Annotated in this window: 16 protein-coding genes and 1 pseudogene; 13 read left to right on the top strand and 4 right to left on the bottom strand. The window is 42.2% G+C overall.

Annotated elements, in window-relative coordinates:
- Positions 1-100: 100 nt before the first annotated feature.
- Together OCV19_RS18545 and OCV19_RS18540 are read left to right on the top strand one after the other, a co-directional pair.
- Entirely contained in the window at positions 101-1,051 is a 951-nt protein-coding gene (locus tag OCV19_RS18545) for a GGDEF domain-containing response regulator (protein ID WP_065677052.1), read from the top strand.
- A gap of 78 nt (positions 1,052-1,129) precedes the next feature.
- Positions 1,130-2,140 (top strand): Solitary outer membrane autotransporter beta-barrel domain, encoded by a 1,011-nt coding sequence (locus OCV19_RS18540; protein ID WP_065677051.1) that lies wholly within the window; start codon positions 1,130-1,132, stop codon positions 2,138-2,140.
- Positions 2,141-2,284: 144 nt separating this feature from the next.
- On the opposite strand, the gene OCV19_RS18535 is transcribed toward OCV19_RS18540, so the two are convergent.
- Positions 2,285-3,526, bottom strand: coding sequence for a GGDEF domain-containing protein (locus OCV19_RS18535; protein WP_065677050.1), 1,242 nt, complete (start codon positions 3,524-3,526; stop codon positions 2,285-2,287).
- A 394-nt stretch (positions 3,527-3,920) separates the two neighbouring features.
- Between OCV19_RS18535 and OCV19_RS18530 the strand changes: the two genes are divergently transcribed.
- The 9 genes from OCV19_RS18530 to OCV19_RS18490 all read left to right on the top strand — a co-directional run bounded on the left by OCV19_RS18530 (position 3,921) and on the right by OCV19_RS18490 (position 12,862).
- Entirely contained in the window at positions 3,921-4,289 is a 369-nt protein-coding gene (locus OCV19_RS18530) for a late competence development ComFB family protein (RefSeq protein WP_017060104.1), read from the top strand.
- 39 nt (positions 4,290-4,328) lie between these two features.
- Positions 4,329-4,610, top strand: coding sequence for an HlyU family transcriptional regulator (locus tag OCV19_RS18525; protein ID WP_004731023.1), 282 nt, complete (start codon positions 4,329-4,331; stop codon positions 4,608-4,610).
- 300 nt (positions 4,611-4,910) lie between these two features.
- Positions 4,911-6,458: a Re/Si-specific NAD(P)(+) transhydrogenase subunit alpha gene (gene pntA, locus OCV19_RS18520; protein WP_065677049.1), complete on the top strand. Its 1,548-nt coding sequence runs from the start codon at positions 4,911-4,913 to the stop codon at positions 6,456-6,458.
- A 10-nt stretch (positions 6,459-6,468) separates the two neighbouring features.
- A complete protein-coding gene (gene pntB / locus OCV19_RS18515; protein WP_065677048.1) occupies positions 6,469-7,866 on the top strand; it encodes a Re/Si-specific NAD(P)(+) transhydrogenase subunit beta in 1,398 nt (465 codons plus the stop codon).
- 631 nt (positions 7,867-8,497) lie between these two features.
- Positions 8,498-9,970: a sensor histidine kinase VxrA gene (gene vxrA / locus OCV19_RS18510; RefSeq protein WP_065677093.1), complete on the top strand. Its 1,473-nt coding sequence runs from the start codon at positions 8,498-8,500 to the stop codon at positions 9,968-9,970.
- A complete protein-coding gene (vxrB, locus tag OCV19_RS18505) occupies positions 9,945-10,604 on the top strand; it encodes a response regulator transcription factor VxrB (RefSeq protein WP_017060099.1) in 660 nt (219 codons plus the stop codon). The genes vxrA and vxrB overlap by 26 nt, the downstream gene beginning before the upstream one ends.
- A complete protein-coding gene (locus OCV19_RS18500; protein WP_065677047.1) occupies positions 10,604-11,491 on the top strand; it encodes a DUF2861 family protein in 888 nt (295 codons plus the stop codon). The genes vxrB and OCV19_RS18500 overlap by 1 nt, the downstream gene beginning before the upstream one ends.
- A gap of 49 nt (positions 11,492-11,540) precedes the next feature.
- Positions 11,541-12,668, top strand: coding sequence for a conjugal transfer protein TraF (locus OCV19_RS18495; RefSeq protein ID WP_065677046.1), 1,128 nt, complete (start codon positions 11,541-11,543; stop codon positions 12,666-12,668).
- A gap of 41 nt (positions 12,669-12,709) precedes the next feature.
- Entirely contained in the window at positions 12,710-12,862 is a 153-nt protein-coding gene (locus OCV19_RS18490) for a YoaH family protein (RefSeq protein ID WP_004731009.1), read from the top strand.
- A gap of 703 nt (positions 12,863-13,565) precedes the next feature.
- On the opposite strand, the gene OCV19_RS18485 is transcribed toward OCV19_RS18490, so the two are convergent.
- Complete coding sequence (locus OCV19_RS18485) at positions 13,566-14,837, bottom strand: GGDEF domain-containing protein (protein WP_065677045.1); 1,272 nt, start codon at positions 14,835-14,837, stop codon at positions 13,566-13,568.
- Positions 14,838-16,016: 1,179 nt separating this feature from the next.
- On the opposite strand from OCV19_RS18485, the gene OCV19_RS18480 reads away from it, so the two are divergent.
- The gene (locus OCV19_RS18480; protein ID WP_065677044.1) at positions 16,017-16,385 is read left to right on the top strand and encodes a phage protein; all 369 of its coding nucleotides are present in this window, start codon (positions 16,017-16,019) and stop codon (positions 16,383-16,385) included.
- An 85-nt stretch (positions 16,386-16,470) separates the two neighbouring features.
- Here OCV19_RS18480 and OCV19_RS18475 read toward each other — a convergent pair whose 3' ends face one another.
- Positions 16,471-17,277 (bottom strand): DUF2971 domain-containing protein, encoded by an 807-nt coding sequence (locus OCV19_RS18475; RefSeq protein WP_065677043.1) that lies wholly within the window; start codon positions 17,275-17,277, stop codon positions 16,471-16,473.
- Positions 17,278-17,410: 133 nt separating this feature from the next.
- Here OCV19_RS18475 and OCV19_RS18470 point away from each other — a divergent pair.
- Positions 17,411-18,676: pseudogene (locus tag OCV19_RS18470) on the top strand (IS4 family transposase).
- A gap of 240 nt (positions 18,677-18,916) precedes the next feature.
- On the opposite strand, the gene OCV19_RS18465 reads toward OCV19_RS18470, so the two are convergent.
- Complete coding sequence (locus OCV19_RS18465; protein WP_065677732.1) at positions 18,917-19,558, bottom strand: DUF2726 domain-containing protein; 642 nt, start codon at positions 19,556-19,558, stop codon at positions 18,917-18,919.
- Positions 19,559-19,560: the final 2 nt, after the last annotated feature.

The raw sequence follows: 19,560 nt of genomic DNA, 5'->3' as shown, positions 1-19,560 counted from the left end.
TATAATATAGAGATTAGGGCATGATTTAAGCCCAAATTTGAGCTACTTTGAATATTCAACACTAGATAAAGGTGATGTGATGATAGAAAAGGGATCTTCGATGCGCATATTGCTAGTTGATGATGTTCAACTAGATAGGATGCAACTTGCTATCCGACTCAAGCAACTGGGTCATATTGTGGAAGCTGTCGGTAGCGGAAAAGAAGCCCTAAGTATTTATTCTGATTTTGATCCTGAACTTGTGTTACTTGATATCAGCATGCCAGAGATGGATGGTTTTGAGGTGGCTAACGAGGTTCGTAGGCAATTTCCAGAATGGGTTCCGATCATCTTTCTAAGTGGCCACGAAGAACCTGAGATGATCGCTAAAGCGATTGACGCTGGTGGCGATGATTACTTGATCAAGCCAGTAAACAAGGTCGTTTTAAATTCTAAGTTGATTGCGATGCAACGTATCGCGCACATGAGACGAGAGCTAAAACAAAGCACAGCCAAACTCGAAGAACTGAACATCCTTCTGCAGCAACAAGCCAATGAAGATGGCTTGACCAAATTGAACAACCGTCGATATATGGACACTAAGCTTGAAGAGAGCATTGCGTGGCATGGAAGGCGTAATATACCCATGACAGTTATATTGCTAGATGTAGACTTCTTTAAGCCTTACAACGATAATTACGGTCATATTCAAGGGGATAAGTGCTTGCAAGGGCTTGCCGATACCTTGAAGCAGCTTTTTGTACGTGCGGGAGAGTTTGTCGGCCGCTACGGCGGTGAAGAGTTTGTTTTGATCCTAAGTGACACAGACAGTGACGCTGCTATGTTGCAAGCTACACGTATAAAAGAAGCGTTGCATGAGATGAACTACGTTCATGAGCACTCAACGGTATCGGATAGAGTGACAGCGTCACAAGGTGTGTTGTCATTTGTGCCAGAGGGTAGCGAGCCTATCGCCTCTATTTACGAAAAGGTCGATCAAGCGCTTTATCAAGCGAAGCAAAGTGGTAGAAATACCTTTGTACAACGCAACATTTTGGAGCTTGCTCGTTAGTTGGCGAGCTCTTTTAGATATTTGAATTTATACTTCTAATAGCGTTTGAGCTAGGAAGTGCATTAAGTGATAAAAGAAATGCCACATTCAAAGTCATTTTCTATGACTAACACATCTTGGACGCTTGCGGTCCCTCTATTTTTTACCGCTTTGCCGACCACGGTTAATGCCAATACGCTATCTGATCTTTTTCGAAAGGATCTAGAGCAGAGCTTTGCCACCAGTGTATTGCTCAACGACACCGATGTTTTCACTTTTGGCATCAACAACTTTGATCCCAATAAAGTATTTAGTTTGGACAATGAAGACATCGGTTCGAATGATTCGGTGAGTCGTCGACAAAACATTACCTCCCTGAGTTTGCCTTACACATTTGAACTACCCAGTTACATTGAAGACAACCATCAAGAGGTGACGCTGCGCTTGTCTGCATTGCGGATCGAGAACGATGTCGAGTACGCGGCAGCAAATAAAAACGATTTTCAAAAAGAGTCGGTAGTGTCTGGCTACGTAGAATTCGCGAATGTGTCCCAGTTAGATGAATATTGGAGCTTCAGCTCAGCAATCGGTAACCACATCTCTTATTACCGTAATGATTATGAATATCGCGCTTCGTTTCTAAAGCCTATTCAAGACCAACTGGATGGCGTATATCTCAATACTGATGCTTGGGCTTACATCATCGAGCCTAAAATCAAGCTGATGTACGAAGATAAGAATGACTGGGGAAAGTATAAATTGAGCACCAGTTGGCATTACTTTAATGGCATAGGCTGGGGCGAGGCGAATAATGGTAATGTCGGTCATCCAGAAGGGTGGTATATCGCCAATGAAGCCAAGGTTTTCTATGATCTCGTTCGTTGGGATAAGAACATCACATCGATGTACTCGAGTATAAGACGAATTGATATTGGTGGTGACACGGTGGCCTCTATGGGTACCACATCTTACTACGAGGGCAGTGTTGGTTGGTTGCTTAATCCAAACCTGTTTAATGAGTGGGTCGATAACGTGGGAATAGGTTTTACGATTAACTACGGAAGTAGCTTGAAAGGTGGCAGCTTGGTTATATTCTTCAACCAAGATTAAGCTCTCTTTTTCCAGTTGAGCTATACGGCCTCAACCAATTGAGGCTTGTTGTACTTGAAAGAGATATTTATTGAAGCAGAGTGCTATTAACGTCTTAAGCTATTTAGATCTCTAGCACTCAATATCTTTCGCTATCAACCATTGTTAACGGTCAATACATAGTTTGTTTCGACCGGTTTCTTTCGCTTTATACAGCGCTTGGTCAGCAAGCTTCAACACTTCTTCAGGATGTCTGGTGGTAGTGCTATCGGAAAGTCCAATACTCACCGTCACATTCACCACTTCCGATGGTTTACCGTTCTTGCCACGCTTTTTCATACCCACTTCATGATCGTCGGGGCGTTCATGGCTATTCCGAATCGTCATGTCGTAGTTTTGAACTTCGGAAATCAGAGCTTGAAGGTGCTCTTTAACTTGTTCCGAATGTTTGCCTTTGAAGATAATCGTGAACTCTTCTCCACCATAGCGATAAGCTTTAGCGCCGCCTGTGGTTTCCCTCAGAATACGCGCCACCAGTTTTAACACATCGTCGCCAATGTCATGGCCGTAGGTGTCGTTGAATTGCTTAAAGTGATCGATATCGACCATCGCCATCGAATACTTACGCCCTAAGTGCTTCATATCGACTTCTAAGGCGTGTCGACCCGGGATGTTGGTCAGCTGGTCATTAAAGGCCATATCATGACTAGCGGACATCACATAGACGATGATCAACGTGCCTGACAACGAGAACATGGTGCTGGAGATGTACTGAACGTCAAAGAAGATGAACGTACAACAAGAAAGTAGGATAGCGCTGTAAACCACAACATCGATAGAGCGGTTATACACCAACACTAGAATGGCAGTAAGGCCAAGCAAACAAAGGCTATACAACACTAAAACAAAAGGCAGCTTGGAGAAGTCTCGAACAATAAACAGAAGACCTTCACTCCATGATTTAAAACCGCCGGCGTGGAAGTGAGAGACGATTAATTGCGCCCACACCATAAACAGAATAAGAACGATGGCGTAGAGCAGCATCGACTTTGAGTTTACGCCGTTATCAGGGAAGGCATAAACAAGTAGGCAAGTGACAGGTACTAATGCAGCAAGTATTGATAGCTCCAATAGTGTTGTGCCGGTATTGAGAGGCGTCTGTAAGCGAACTTGGATGATCAGATAAGCGACAAGCATGGTGAGAGACACCATAGCCATACGACCTTGCCTAAATGTGTGACACAGCAAAACGGCAACGCTTAATAAAATATACGGAAGGTTGCTAGCAAACCCTAAGTTTGAATCTGTCACGAGAATGACGTTGTTCATACCTACGAATAACATTGCTAATAGAAGTAAGGGAAAGCAGAATCGAAACATGCTCGACGTTACAAAAGAAGATGCCATTTATGTGGTGAGCCTAACTATAATGATGTTCTTATTAATTAATACTATACGTAGGATACGGTTAAACAAGCAATTGCCAAGCATTTTGCTTAAATGAGAGCAAAAACATAGCCATAGCTCGCTATTGGTGCAACCATTTTTATATGTATTTGAGTTGCTATTAACCATAGAACGAACTAAACAGTATATATGAGAAATTAATTAGTCGTTATAGATACTTAGCAAAATCTAGGTGGTTTGTACTTAATGGTTACATGATGACCAACAAGCGAGAACTGTAAATCTGTAATGAAGTTCGAGTAAGGTCTAGAACGGAATTAATGTAAGTTCTGGGATAAGGTTGTTGATTGATCAAAACTAGGCCATAAACAACCGCTACAAATGGAGGTGTGGTATGCAAATTAGTGTTGATGTACATAACTATATGGAAACTCTGGTAGGTCATGTTTTGGCTACGGAGGAATATGTGTCTAGTTATACCAATGAACAGTTGGCCGACCTCGCGTGCTTGGCTTTAGGTCAGCTAAAACCTATCTATATTCGTTTTGATATCGATTTTCTCTCAGCATTGCCAGAAGACAAATTGGTGCTCTATAAACGCAATAGCGAGATCGCGGTCAAAAATGCTGAAAGTATGATCATTGACGATCGAAGACGTGAACGTGACGACAATGTGCCCGTTATATTTAGTCAACACAATTTTGATGATGACGTAGAATTGCAATGGTACGAAAAGCCGTTGTTGAACCGTAAACAGTCATGATAGTTTAGGGTGAATACGGTCATTTAAGGAGTAAAAAACGTGGGATTCTTTTCTAGATTATTTGGTGGCAAAGAAAAAACCGAACAAAAAGTAGAGATTGAGCCAGTCGAATATAAAGGTTTCAATATCTATCAAGATGCCATTGCAGAATCTGGTCAATACCGTGTTGCTGGGCGAATCGAGAAAGAATTCGACGGTGAAATCAAAACTCACCGTTTTATTCGTTCAGATGTTGTTTCAAACAAACAAGATGCCGATGAATTGATGCTAAAAAAATCGCAGATGTTCATCGACCAAATGGGCGACAATATATTTAGCTAACCAAATAGGGTTAGAATTGATGTTGGTCATAATTTAGAGAGCTTTCAGTGTATATGCTGAAAGCTCTTTTTAGTTTTAGGGACAAAGAACAGCTAGTAAGTTGTTATTTAAAGGATTATTTGCAAGTGGTTTGACCTCTCCGTTCGAGACGGTCGTCATTTCTTCAAATGAAGCGCTCAAATTCCATCCAAATCGTTATAAGTAATAACTTTTCCTGTTCTTTGAACAAAACGCTTGAAGTATTAGTTGTCGTTAGATACAAACGAATAAGTCATTCGTGCCAATAGTCAAGGAATAGCTATGCAAATTGGTGTACCAAGAGAAACGCTCGCAGGTGAAACGCGAGTCGCTGCTTCGCCGAAATCGGTAGAACAGCTTCTAAAATTAGGATTTGAAGTTTGTGTTGAATCACAAGCAGGTGCGTTAGCAAGTTTTGAAGATGCAGCTTATGAACAAGCTGGAGCAAAGGTTGTCACCGCAGATGAAGCTTGGAAATCCGATATTATCTTTAAAGTTAACGCTCCGATCGTTGACGAGTCTAAAAATGAAATCGATCTTCTTAAAGATGGCGCAACATTGGTCAGCTTTATTTGGCCTGCTCAAAATCCAGAATTAATGGAACAATTGTCCAGTCGTAACATCAACGTGATGGCGATGGATTCTGTTCCACGAATTTCAAGAGCTCAGGCGTTAGATGCATTGAGTTCTATGGCAAACATCGCGGGTTATCGTGCTGTTGTTGAAGCGGCGCATGAGTTTGGTCGATTCTTCACGGGTCAGATTACGGCTGCGGGTAAAGTTCCACCAGCAAAAGTACTTGTTGCAGGTGCTGGTGTTGCTGGCCTAGCGGCAATTGGCGCTGCGGGTAGCTTAGGTGCGATCGTTCGTTCATTCGATGTTCGTCCTGAAGTTAAAGAACAAGTGGAGTCGATGGGTGCTGAATTCTTGGAAGTGGATTTCAAGGAAGATACCAGTGCTGGTGACGGCTACGCAAAAGAGATGTCTGAAGCATTCAATAAGAAAGCCGAAGAACTTTATGCAGCTCAAGCGAAAGACGTTGATATCATCATTACAACAGCGCTGATTCCAGGTCGCCCGGCTCCGAAGCTGATTACCAAAGAGATGGTAGACAGCATGAGTGCAGGTAGTGTGATTGTAGACCTTGCGGCAGCCAATGGCGGTAACTGTGAATACACGGTTGCGGATCAAGTCATTACAACGGCTAACGGCGTTAAGGTGGTTGGTTACACTGATATGGTTGGTCGACTGCCGACTCAATCATCTCAGCTGTATGCAACGAACCTAGTTAACCTGCTGAAACTGCTTTGCAAAGAGAAAGATGGCAACATCAATATCGACTTTGAAGATGTTGTTCTGCGTGGTGTTACTGTCGTTAAAGAGGGCGAGGTCACTTGGCCAGCTCCACCAATTCAAGTTTCAGCTCAACCACAACAAGCTAAGCCAAAAGCGGCCAAACCAGAGCCTAAAGTTGAAGAACCTGTTTCTCCAATGAAGAAAGCGGCGGGTATGGCGGTAGGTGTTGGTGCATTCGCTTGGGTAGCTTCGGTTGCTCCTGCTGCGTTCTTATCTCACTTTACCGTTTTTGTTCTCGCTTGTGTGGTGGGTTATTACGTAGTTTGGAATGTAAGCCATTCTCTGCATACGCCGTTGATGTCCGTGACTAACGCGATTTCAGGCATCATTGTAGTTGGTGCACTGTTACAAATCGGACAAGGAAGTGGCGTCGTCACGTTCTTATCATTTATTGCCGTATTAATTGCAAGTATCAATATCTTTGGTGGCTTTACCGTGACCAAACGTATGCTTGAAATGTTCCGTAAAGACTAAGGAGTAACAGATGTCTGAAGGATTAGTACAAGCAGCTTATATTGTTGCTGCTGTATTCTTTATTATGAGCTTGGCTGGGTTATCGAAACAGGAATCTGCGCGTGCAGGTAACTATTACGGTATTACTGGTATGGCAATTGCGTTGATCGCGACGATCTTTGGTCCTCACTCTGCAGGTATTGTATGGATCATCATTGCTATGGTGATCGGTGGTGGCATTGGTATCCACTACGCAAGAAAAGTAGAAATGACTGAAATGCCAGAGCTGGTGGCGATTCTGCACAGCTTCGTAGGTATGGCAGCGGTACTTGTAGGTTATAACAGCTATATCGATCCACCTGCTACTGTTTCTATCAACCCTGCAGATATTCATGCAGAGCACGTGATCCACCTAGTGGAAGTGTTCCTTGGCGTGTTTATCGGTGCGGTGACGTTCACGGGTTCTATTGTTGCGTTTGGTAAGCTTCGCGGCGTGATCTCTTCGTCTGCATTGAACATCCCTCATAAGCACAAGTGGAATCTAGCGGCTATCGTAGTTTCTACACTACTGATGATCATGTTCGTTAAAGCGGACGGCAGCATGTTCGCGCTAATGGTGATGACGCTTATCGCATTCGCATTCGGTTACCATTTAGTGGCATCGATTGGCGGCGCAGATATGCCAGTAGTTGTCTCTATGCTTAACTCGTACTCTGGTTGGGCAGCAGCAGCGGCAGGTTTCATGCTTGCAAACGATCTGCTTATCGTAACTGGTGCATTGGTTGGTTCGTCGGGTGCGATTCTGTCTTACATTATGTGTAAGGCGATGAACCGCTCTTTCATCAGCGTTATTGCTGGTGGATTCGGCCAAGAAGTGGTTGTGTCTGATGGCGATGAAGAGCAGGGTGAACACCGCGAAACATCAGCTGAAGATGTGGCTGATATGCTGAAAAACTCTAAGTCAGTAATCATCACTCCTGGATACGGCATGGCAGTAGCTCAAGCACAATACCCAGTGCATGAAATCACAGAGAAACTACGAGCGCAGGGCATTAATGTTCGATTTGGTATCCACCCAGTTGCTGGTAGGTTACCGGGTCACATGAACGTACTCCTTGCTGAAGCGAAAGTGCCTTACGATATCGTTCTAGAAATGGACGAAATCAACGATGACTTCGATGAGACAGATACTGTATTGGTAATTGGTGCGAATGACACCGTAAACCCTGCAGCACTTGAAGATCCAAACAGCCCAATTGCTGGTATGCCAGTACTTGAAGTTTGGAACGCTCAGAATGTTATCGTATTCAAACGTTCGATGAACACAGGTTACGCCGGTGTGCAAAACCCACTGTTCTTCAAAGAGAACACGCAGATGCTGTTTGGCGACGCAAAAGCGAGCTTGTTGAATATAAGTGCTTTAATTTAGATGGGTTAACCTGTCAATAGTTATCAAAAGGGCTCGTTAAGGGCCCTTAATTTTAATTGTCTTCAAGTTCTTATTCAGTAGGGCTATTAGCTCCACCTTCGACTCAAAGAACAGCTTCAATAAAGCGTCTTCTAGGTACTGAATGAGCTAGATATTAATTAATGGGTAAAGTAGATAGTGATAGATTCGCTATGTGACAGTGTAATACGTGATGTAAGTTGTGTTTAAGTTAGCTCTTACTGATGCTAGACTTTAGAGGGAGGTATAACCCACTGAACTTTCAAGAAAACACCCTTAGGTACCATTGGTTGATGCTAAAAAGAGCTGTCTAAGCATCTTAGAACATCTATAGAAAGTGCTTCTAAGTAATCTGTAATAACTCGATAAGGAGCTCATTTGAGCTCCTTTTTTTATCTGACGAGAGTGACCCTGTGTGTGAGCTCAGCTGCTACGAAGCTTAGCAGAAACTTATCGCAATTGAGGTTGGGCTTGCCAATCAGCCTACTAGTACGTCTGTACAAAGTGGCCGTAATATATCGGACTTTATCTCTGTAACTCGTCATTCTCACTGTTTTTCATGCGGTTAAAAATTTATCTTTGATAGCGAATGGTATATATTTGGTTGATCTATATGAATTTGCGTTGGTTTGTGATCATCAAAAGAACATTTACTCTTCTTATCGCTACGTTGTCTGTGTCTGCAAACGCATTTGCTGACTCTTTACCTGAGCGTATCGATAATTTCACCAAACTCTTTGATCATGAAATGGCAATCGAATCTTACGATATTCGAGTGCTACAGGCTGATTATCCAACACGTTTGATCATGCCGTCTTCTATGCAGCCACAAACAGCAGAGTATCCATTAAAAGACATCCAGCGCTTATACCAGTTATCAAAAACCTGTAGCGGTAAACTGCCGTTAAGCCCGTTGATTACTGAGCCTTTAGTTTTTACTCGTGCAATGTGTAAAGGCACCAAGCTTTCTGACCGTTGGTTTAGCCGTAGTGGTTTGATTCACCCTGGTGGTGGTTCTTATGCTGCACGATACGTTGAGAAGTACCCAGAAAAGTTCGACTCTCTGAAGCGCTTTATGCATATTCAAGAGCGACCAAATACCGAACATGACGAACTGCTGTCTCGCTTGCAACAAATGGATAGCGAAGCCATCACCGCGCTGCTTGCTGGTGCCAGTATGTTTGTTGAGCTCGATGAGATGTGGGTAAAACGCGGCGACAGATATTACCTGTATAAAGAATCAGTCTGGAACGAAAACGCCACGCTTGCTGGGTTATCGTTTAGCTTGTCTTCAGAAGGCAAAAGCTGTTTTGTCCAGCGTGGTAACGTGTGTTGGGAAATAGAAGATCATTCGGAGCTTCTGCAAGTCGCCATGTTTATCTTGGTGATCGCCAACATCATGCTTGTCTTAGGTTGGGCGATTTACCGCTGGAACAGTAAGAAACAAGAGATGAAGAGTCGTATGCTGGTTCTTCAAATCCTAACGCATGAATTAAGAACGCCGATTGCGAGTTTGTCATTGACGGTGGAAGGGTTCAGGCGTGAGTTCGAACACTTACCAGAATCGGTATATGATGAGTTCCGTAGGCTGTGTGAAGATACACGCCGTTTAAGACAGTTGGCGGAAGCAAGTAAAGATTACCTGCAATCAGACAACCAACCGCTCGCAACAGAGTGGGTGCCAAGTGTTGAAGAGTGGCTCCAATACAAAGTTGAAGAAGATTTTGCACCGGGAATTGAACTGCGTGTAAACAAAGATATTGCTGCAAAAGTGAACGTATATTGGTTAGGAACGTGTATCGATAACCTAATCAGAAATGCCGTGAAATACGGTGTCGCACCAGTAATTCTAGAACTGAATACTTCTGACAAGAAGCTGACATTCAAAGTTATAGATAATGGAGACTTGTCTCGCAAAGATTGGGGGCAACTAAGAAAGCCATTCGTAAGTAAGAGTGGACTCGGTTTAGGTCTGACGATAGTGGAATCTATGGTCGGAAAAATGGGCGGTCACATGACGCTTATCGGCCCCCCAACAACATTTATTTTGGAGATACCTTGTGAAACAGACATTGCTTCTCGTTGAAGATGATAAAAATTTAGCTGACGGTTTATTAGTTAGCCTTGAGCAAGCTGGATATGAATGTTTGCATGCAGAACTGATCTCTGAAGTTGAAGGCTACTGGGAACAAGCGGATCTAGTGATTCTAGATCGTCAACTTCCTGATGGCGACTCAGTAGATTCACTTCCAGGTTGGAAGAAAAAGAAAGATATCCCAGTTATTTTGCTGACGGCTCTCGTGACAGTAAAAGATAAAGTAGCGGGCCTAGATTCAGGTGCAAACGACTACTTAACAAAGCCATTCGCAGAGGCTGAGCTATTTGCTCGAATTCGTGCTCAACTTCGCCTGCCAGATTCTGAAGAACAAGATGCATCAAAAGTTATCGCTCAGAATCTTGTTATCGATAAAGCGACACGTGAAGTGTTTTTCAATGAACAGGAAGTAACGTTAACGCGCACTGAATTTGACCTTCTACTGTTCTTGGCAAGTAACCTTGGACGTGTGTTTACACGTGATGAACTGCTTGACCATGTATGGGGTTACAACCATTTCCCAACAACACGTACGGTAGACACGCATGTTCTGCAACTAAGACAGAAACTGCCGGGTCTAGAAATTGAAACGCTGCGTGGCGTTGGTTACAAGATGAAAGCGTAATGAGATTAGCCTTACTTCCACTATTAATGTTTTCTTGCGTAGCGAATACCGCGCAAGCAACGGATTGGTTTAAGAGCAGCGATGCTCTGACTCAAGTTCATAAACATCTGCTAGATAATGATTTACCTCAGATGTTTGACTCATTAGTGGAAGTTTGGCAAATCAACTCGTCTCAATCACGAGAAGATCACCTCAATGAACTGTTCGATCAAGCATTGAACAAAGATTGTGGTAAAACTCTCACTAGAAAAACACTCCCAGATTGGATTAGTTCAGTCGTCGTTAAAAGACACATCATTCAAAGCCCTGGCCGAGATACCTTTCGTGTATCGATTAATGTTGAATCCGAAAACAACATTCAAGACATTACCTTCGAGAAGTGGGTCGATAAGATCGTTTCTTCGGACAGTGAGTTAACCAAAGACAGTGAAGTGGTTAACAACGCATCGGTGAGTCTATACCGCAAGCGTTACAATTTAGCCTCTCAACTTGAATCCGGTTTATACCGTTTAAGCGTTAAAGGTGATGGCGGAAAGTCTTGGAGCACTTGGGTTGTTTTGGGTGAAGTTGCCATGCGTCAACAAGTTCGCTGGGCATCAAAAGACACGTGGCGAATCGATAAAAAAGAACTACTCAATCCTTATTGTCCGCTCCCTAAGCTTGAAATCGGTTTGTACGATTACGTTGATGAACACTATGAACAGGTGTGGGGCAAGAGCTACGAATCTGATTATCCAATGAACCTCACTGGAGAAGAACTTCCCAATGATCGCTATGTCTTGGCGGTTTCAATGGTGCATTCACGCTGGCAAGGCGACATAGCGATAGAACAAGCACAAACTATCAGCAAAACTTATGATATTTCTAGCGAAGAAGAGCTAAAGTAATTTAAAATTGTGCCGTTAACTATGTACGGATCAAACAAAGATAAACGGCATGAAAAAAACTACTAAACTACTCGCAGCGTCAATTGCATTCGCCAGTCTTCCTCTTTCAGCAGCAAACTACGCCATTGAAGCGCGTGGTGATGCGATGGGTGGTGTGGGTGTTGTTTCGGCTAACTTCCTAACCGCTCCATTCTATAACCCAGCACTAGTAGCTATTTATCGTCGTAATGATGACGTGGGAATGATTGCGCCAAGTTTTGGCGGTAATTACAATGACCCTAACGACATGAAGTCTAACATCGATGCGGTACTCGATGCTTCAGGCAGTGATATTACAGATGGATTGAAGAAACTTGATGGTAATCAAGCGAACTTTGATTTAGGTGGCGTGGTAGCTTTTGCACTACCTAATCAGTATATTGCAGCCAATATATTTGGTAAAGCATACACTGAAAGTTTTGTTACACCAGATGTATATACGTCGGGAAGTGACACGGATAATTTGCAGCGCTCGGCAGTAGAATCGGTTTCAATTGGAGTTGCTGAAGTTGGTCTTTCTTTAGCGAAGTATCAAACTTTTATGGGGCATCACTTATCGTTTGGCATCTCACCGAAACTACAGCGTATCTACACGTACAATTATGTTGCATCGGTCAATAATTATGACTTGTCTGACGTACGCGAAAATGGTGACGGTGAAACGGCTTTTAATATAGATGCTGGCGCCCTGTGGTTCTTTGGCCCGTTTAGAGTTGGATTCGCAGCGACTAACTTAATCTCTCGAGACATCGAAACAAAAGACACGACAACAGTAATCTCCGGACGTTCAGTTGGAGGACAATACGCCTACAAATTAGAGCCTGTTTACACTGTCGGGGCAGGTATCGTTTCTGATTACTTTACGTTGAGTGTTGATTACGACCTAAACGAGACAGAGAAGTTTACTTCGTTCGAAGACAACGAACAGATGATTCGTGTTGGTACTGAAGTCGACCTGTTACGTCAGCTTAAGCTAAGGGGAGGGTATTACAAGAACCTGGCTTACTCTGATTCAGAAGGAACAGTGACAGCTGGTGTTGGTATCTCGCCATTGAACTTGTTTCAGCTAGATCTAAGTGTTAACTACACGAATGAAAATGCAATGGGTGCATCCATCAATTTCCTTGCTAGTTACTAACAGTCCTTATATAGTTCTGCACCTAAATAAAGGAGCAGAGCATGCTAAACGACTTACCAACCCTTTCTCACGAAGAACAACAGAAAGCTGTTGAACGAATTCAAGAAATGATGACCCAAGGCATCAGCACAGCACAAGCTATCAAAATCGTTGCTGAGCAAATCCGTGAAGAAATGAGTAATAAAGAAGAGTAGGGCATCAGCCCTTCTTTTTTAATACAATAGTGCACTATAACTAAATACATTACCCTCTAGTATATTATCTCGTACATACCTACTCTTTAGTTTCTCTAAATCCCGTCCTGCCCGAAACTCTTAAATACTTTTTATTCAATAAGTTACGTCAGAGTAATTAATTTCTTAGGCTCTACTTGGCTTTGAGTTGTAATTAAATTACAGCAAGATCTGAAAGTAAAACAATCGCCACTTTAGGTGTCAGTATTTGTGTCACCATGTCTAGATGACTAAATATATGCCGTTTTTACGGCTAGTGACGTTGTGACTTCTATTTTGAACGGACGAGAATCCATGAATGTTCAGAAGGAGACAAATGAGGATTTTATCGAAGAACAGAGTGAGATAAGCCACAGCGGTAATGTTCAAAATCGATACCGCGAGTGACTTATCACCGCTTACGAGGCGTAAAGGAGTTGTGTAGAAGTCGATTAAGGAACGACGCGTATCAATTTGAGAATGCTAATGATGGCGGTATTAAGGATAATGTGTGTACGAATCGAATAGAATTCTGATGAGAAAGCAAAGCTTATGGGCTTGTTTAGTCAGCCGTTAAAAATGTAATTATGTAATTGCTGACTAAATAGAGAGTAGATATCGACAAGGTATTGATTGTGTGTTGATAGAGCATTGAATATTGAGCTGCAGGCCAGTCTGGCGAGGCTTAGTCAAACGTAACGACTTGGTTTCGTCCGTTATCTTTAGCTTGATAGAGTGCTTTGTCTGCACGCTTAATGGCTGAACGAATCGATTCATTCTGTGTAAGTTGGGTAAAACCAACGGATGCGGTGATGTTAAGCCCTTTGGGCCAAGTGGTTTCGCCCATTGAAGAGTAGAGTTTGGCAATAGTTGCATTACACTGTAGCGTTGTTTGTTCTATGCAAACTAACAAGAACTCCTCACCGCCCCAACGATACAATAAGTATTGCTCTCCAAGGTTGTCGATCACCGTTGAGACAAACAGAATAAGAACTTGATCGCCAGTTTCATGACCGTATTGGTCGTTGACCTGCTTGAAGTGGTCTAAATCAAACAGAGCAATGTGAATTGTCTTCCCTTGTTTTGCGAGGCGTTCAAAATCATAAAAGGTATCTAACGCTTCGGTTCTGTTGCGACAGCCAGTTAGAGGGTCGGTAGTCGCCTTTATCTTTAATTCTTCAATTTCTTGGGCTAATAACAAGCGCTGTTGGTTTACTGATAGAATTCTCGCTCGCCTAGCTACGTATGACGCCCCACAGACATAGCAGACCGCGTAGATTACCCATAAGCTAATCAAGATCTTCCATAGCATAACCTTGTCCATAATCTTACCGTGGAAAACGATGCTCTCGTCCGTCAGAGTATGGGGGCCATCTAGCGTGCTAGCTCCCAGCCCCAATTCAACTGAAACAGCGTTAGTAATATCGACTCCGCTGTTGGTTATTGGGTGATTGTAGTAGTCAATCCACCATAAAGGGACATTGAAGTAAGCTAAATCGATGTGTTTTCTATCGGGGAGTGAGAAGTCTAAGCGATTGAACTTATTAGAAATAGGGTCGCCTTGGACGCTGTAGTTTTCGTTGTGGTTACGTATGTAGAATCGAAACCTTGGGTCCTCTTGACCTTCATATTCCATATTGATGGTCACAGAATCAAATGTGGAAAGATCTAAGCCTTTACCTTCAGTAGAAAGAACAAATTCAACCTCACAGAAAGGTGAACTATAGGTACGATTAAAGTCACACTGTAACTCAACTTTGTCCTTTGACCTGAGTAATGACCCTATAGTGCCGCCATCATGGTCTCTATCTGTGTTTACGCGTGTAGGGTTTCTGTCTGGTGTGATTATGTAATTCTTATCCATGATGGTATGAAAAGAGATCAGCGACAGTACGGTCATTGCCAGGCAAAAAACAGAGAAGAAGATGTTGAGTTGTCTGAATGCTTTGTCGCTCATAATATATTTCGTACGTAAACCTGTAACATTATGCGTGATGGAGTATGCAGGTGCAACTAGGGATTCGATTTTGAATTGAGTTTGGCTAGTATCGTTTGCTCAACAAGCCAGATACTGTCGTTCTTCACCAAACACTACGCGCCCAGCGATCGATATATGCCTAAATAGCGTTGTTTTTGTTCGGTATTTATACGAAAGGTGACGTTTTTAACGGGTTAATAATTTAACTGTATATATATACAGATATTGTTTGGGGTCTTTATTTTGTGTTCAATAGGACCAAGCTTTACCTGTACAGCTAGCTACAGTGTCACTTTATTTGTTGACTACATGTGTCGATAAACCAATACACGCTTTCTAAGTTTCTAATCTCAGGCGGTAACACCATTGCGACTTCAAAAGCGGGCATATCAGCTAGAGAAAACAGGTAAAGCAAAACAAAGCGCAATGGGTTTTAAGCAACTCTTAGGTTTATTACCAAAGCTACCTAAATCCAATTGAACGTAATTTCAGGGTAAACCGTGATTATGGATTTCCCAAGTATCGGTGTTGTGTACCAGCGTATAAGTGTAACGAATCTATGCAAACATGTTTGCGGCAGCTTGGCATGGTGTTTCAAACAACATAGGACAAGCCATTGCCATTTAATAATCTCGATAAACACAAAGTACTAGCTCTAGAGAGAATTGTTAGCAAGGTTTGCAAAACCTTTGCGCGAATCTACTTAAGACACACGAACTTTATTAGTTGATAGATTTAAACGAGAGCTAGCATGTGCAGCTGATAAAAAACATTGGTCGCGTGTGTGAAATCTGAAAAAGAAACAACAGCAATGCTCACAAGAATTACACACAACGCGCGGTCCGTTAGTGCAAACAGAGAAGTGGCATATAAGTTAAACCAGATGGACAAAGTTTCGCGTCAATAAGATTTGCTGAATCAGGCTTGGATTGTGTAGACGTTTGGCCGCACATATAATTATTAGATTTCAAATGCGCTAAGAAAACTCTGAACGGCGCAATAAGCGTGAGAGTCAGTTGGAACAAGGGTTTTAAGGCGAAACGATAAGAATACTACTTTTAGAATTAACTATACGTGACTGCGTATTATGTCTGATTATGTTTAATGGTGCATATCTCCTTAATTCAGTGCAACCTCTTGTATTTAGAGGTTTTATCATTGAAGTATCGCGAAATGAGTAAGAATTACATTTTTCGAGAACTGGAATGCCAAATGACCAAGGAAGAGGTCGCCGAATTGTGTTTTAAATCTGTGAGAACTGTCACAGGTTGGGATGAGGGAAATCCAATACCGCCCGAGTGTAAAAGACTTATGAGAATGGCAAAAGGTCGGGAACTAAGCATTAGTGAAGATTGGGTGCAGTTCAAAATGTTATACGACAGGATGGAGCTGCCGACTGGCCAAGTGGTGAGGCCACAACAAATACTAGCAGGGATTGCGCTATTGGGGATTCAGTCGGAATTAGAAATCAAAACGTCAACACACTTACTTGGACTTGCGAGGGCGATAGCCAGCATTAAAAAATAGAATTAGACAAGTATAGTTTTGGTCTTATCACAGTAAAACCGGACTAATTGAGTTCGGTTTTTTTTGATATAAGCCTATTAAAAAATCACCAATCTGGGTCACCATAAACAGGGTGGTTAGGAATAATAAGTTTGTACTTATCATCCAACATTTGAGCTTTATAAACGATAATTGATACATTTTCGCGTTGATTTACCTCTTTGACGAGTTTCCTGATATCAGCTTCGTCATCACTATCAATTCGAGCACCAAGTATTACTGATTTAAGCAAATCCCTTCTATAATCATGAATACCAGACTTCTTCTCTTGGTTAAGGCACCTAATTTCATCTTCGTATTCCCAATCAATGCCCTTTGTTAAAAAATCAGTTCCATAGTGCGCCTCTGAAAGGTTTGCTACTGGCTTGTCTAATTCATAATTAACATGGAATGCGCATAAATAGAATTCTTTAAGGTCTACCATCTTAGGAAAGACATTACTGAACTCAAAGACAATACCTGTGTGGTTATTTGAATAATGAGCCCACATTAAAAGGTTGCAAGGTTTGGTAGTCATGGAACAAATCCCAATACTGTTTTGCAATGTTCTCTTCCAGCTCCCATCCTCAAGAGCTTTCTGTAATCGAGCTTTCATTTTGCCTTTTTCTTGTATCCTTTGAGCTGGGGAAAGATTTAAATCACGACCTGCATTTTTATAGGCCTCTTGGTTAATTTTCATCAACTCGTTAAAATCACCAACCATATATGAAGGAGAACAATCAAAAGGGTCATTGAAGTCTATAGGATCTGTAAACTTCATAGTTGCATCATTTATGATGGCCTTGGCTCCATCTCCATAAGGAACGTACTTATACTTAAAGTCACCTTTATAAACTTTTCCTCGATATCCCATACTTATCCTTAAACTAGTTAGCGCACATAGACAGGATCTTAAGCTCTAAGCTATTTATTTAGATAGAAAAAAGGCTTCATTTATGATCAGATAATCGTCGCCAAACAAACCACCCATATCAACCGTGAAGCCGATGACGATTATCTCCCTACAAAAGCAGTTTAAGCAATTCTTTAATGCTGATAGCCTTCAAAAAATGGCGAAAAGTACAGGACTTATGAAGCGATGTCGGGCTATCTTACCCGACCAGCTAGTAGTAAGCCTAGTGGCCGCTTTGAGCAAAGGAAACTGCTCATCTATTGCCGATTTACTAAGGCAATTCAATGGGATGTGCTTAAGCGCTAAAGATACTGTGGCTTATAAGCCCTACCATAACCAGTTAAGAAAAGAAGAATTTCCGATATTCATGCGCCAATTGGCCATGCGAGCGATAGCTCAGTTTGCTCGCCAGCAGAGTGCCAACCTACCAGATAAACTCGCCACCTTTGATGATGTGCTGCTTCAAGATGGTAGCTCTTTCCACATTCATCGTGACCTTTCGAACGTTTACCCGAGCCGATTTAAACGCAATCCAGCCGCAGTTGAATGCCATATGACAATGTCTTTAAAAAGCTTTTCTCCAGTCGCAATGAGCATCAGCGCTGATACAGCATCAGAAAGAGACTTTTGCCCGCCCCAAAACAATGAGTAACAAATTGTTGTTGGCTGACGCAGGGTACCCTGACTTCCAATTCTTTACTGAGCTTGAACTGTATGGTGGTTTCTATATTTTCGAGGAGCAAAGTCCCTGAATCCTCATGTTATAGAAGCGAGAAACGGTCAGGGCCGGCATTTATCTAAACTAGAAGGAAAGAAGCTCAAAGACATCACTCGAGGTACTAATCGCTCACAGGTACTCGACCTTAAAGTTCGTAGTGGTAAGCAAGAATTTAGAGTGGTAAGACGTTGGTTTGCAGAAGAAAAGCGATTCTGTATTTGGTTAACTAACTTGCCTTCAGGTACCTATACTGCTGATGACATAATGGCGATCTACCGCTGTCGATGGCAGGTGGAGTTGCTTTTTAAAGAATTAAAATCTCACACAAACTGGCAACGATTTGTCACCGCACAAAAGGCCATCGTTGATGGGCTTATCTGGGCCAGTTTACTCTCGCTGATCATCAGGCGCAGTACTGCGCTTCAGATAATGCCATCGGTCTCGCTGTTTAAGGCGGCAAAAAATGTGGATGTGTGGCTGTTGCCCATATTTGAATGTATCAGCCACAAGGCATGGTCAGAAATAGGCAATAAACTGGAATGGGCCTCTAGCTATATATTTAAGAACGCACAAAAGTCCGCCCAGAGGAAGTCAAAGAAAAACATCACGTTAGACGGGATTTATGCTGGTCTTAATGCTTAAGGTTCAGTCTATGAGTTAGCGCATAGTAAGAAACTTCTTAATATTTCAGTGCGGAAATATTCTTGCCATTATCCTGATTAAAGCAATTCTACTAGAAGTTCTAACCTATTAACAATCACTTACCTCTATACACAAAAAAACGAAGAAGCCTATAATAATCTGTTTAGTTCTAGTTAAGAAACTAGCGCGCAAGCTTGCAACTAGAGCAGGGTTGTGTGAGTGCTGATAGCTAGGTCGAATTTACCCCCGTGATACAAAACGAGGGTGAGGGCAGTCAATTTCATTTTTCAGCTTTTGGTAAATGTTCTCAGAATCATAAGTCCAAGAAGCTTTGAAGCGGATTAGTTTGTGGTGTCCATCAAGAGCTTCATTAACGTATTGGTCACGCTTTTTTCGGTCAGCACGTTGATGAGAACGATCATCTAGTTCAATTACGCATATAACTTTGGTGGTGCTATCAGTTACAACGAAGTCCATGCGCTTTGCCCAAGTTCTTGAATTGTTTTTCCATTCTACAGGTTGAATTAATGCCATTAATGAGGTTTGGCAATGAATCATGTAGTCATCAGGTAAGGCTTCTCTTAGGGCGATATAAAAATTACGTTCATTTTTCGAAGTCAGGTACTCCGAACGCTTATGCTCAACCTTGTTCGAAAATGTATCGACTTTATTTCTTGTAATCGATAGCTTTTTTTCCGCTGTACAGGGTATTGGAACATTGTCTGAACGCGGTGGCTGAGGTCGTCGAATTGGTTCAATCTTAGGCTCTAATCGATATGTGGTGTTGGTCTTGTTGGCCCATGGATCTTGTTTAGGAGTATCTTCTGTAAGCTTATAGACGACATAGCCGATTGCTAGTAGTCCAATCAATAATGTAAACACAA

Source organism: Vibrio celticus, from assembly GCF_024347335.1.
GTDB lineage: Bacteria > Pseudomonadota > Gammaproteobacteria > Enterobacterales > Vibrionaceae > Vibrio > Vibrio celticus.
Note: the sequence above shows the minus strand (reverse complement) of the source record. Positions and strands in the feature narration are given on the sequence as shown.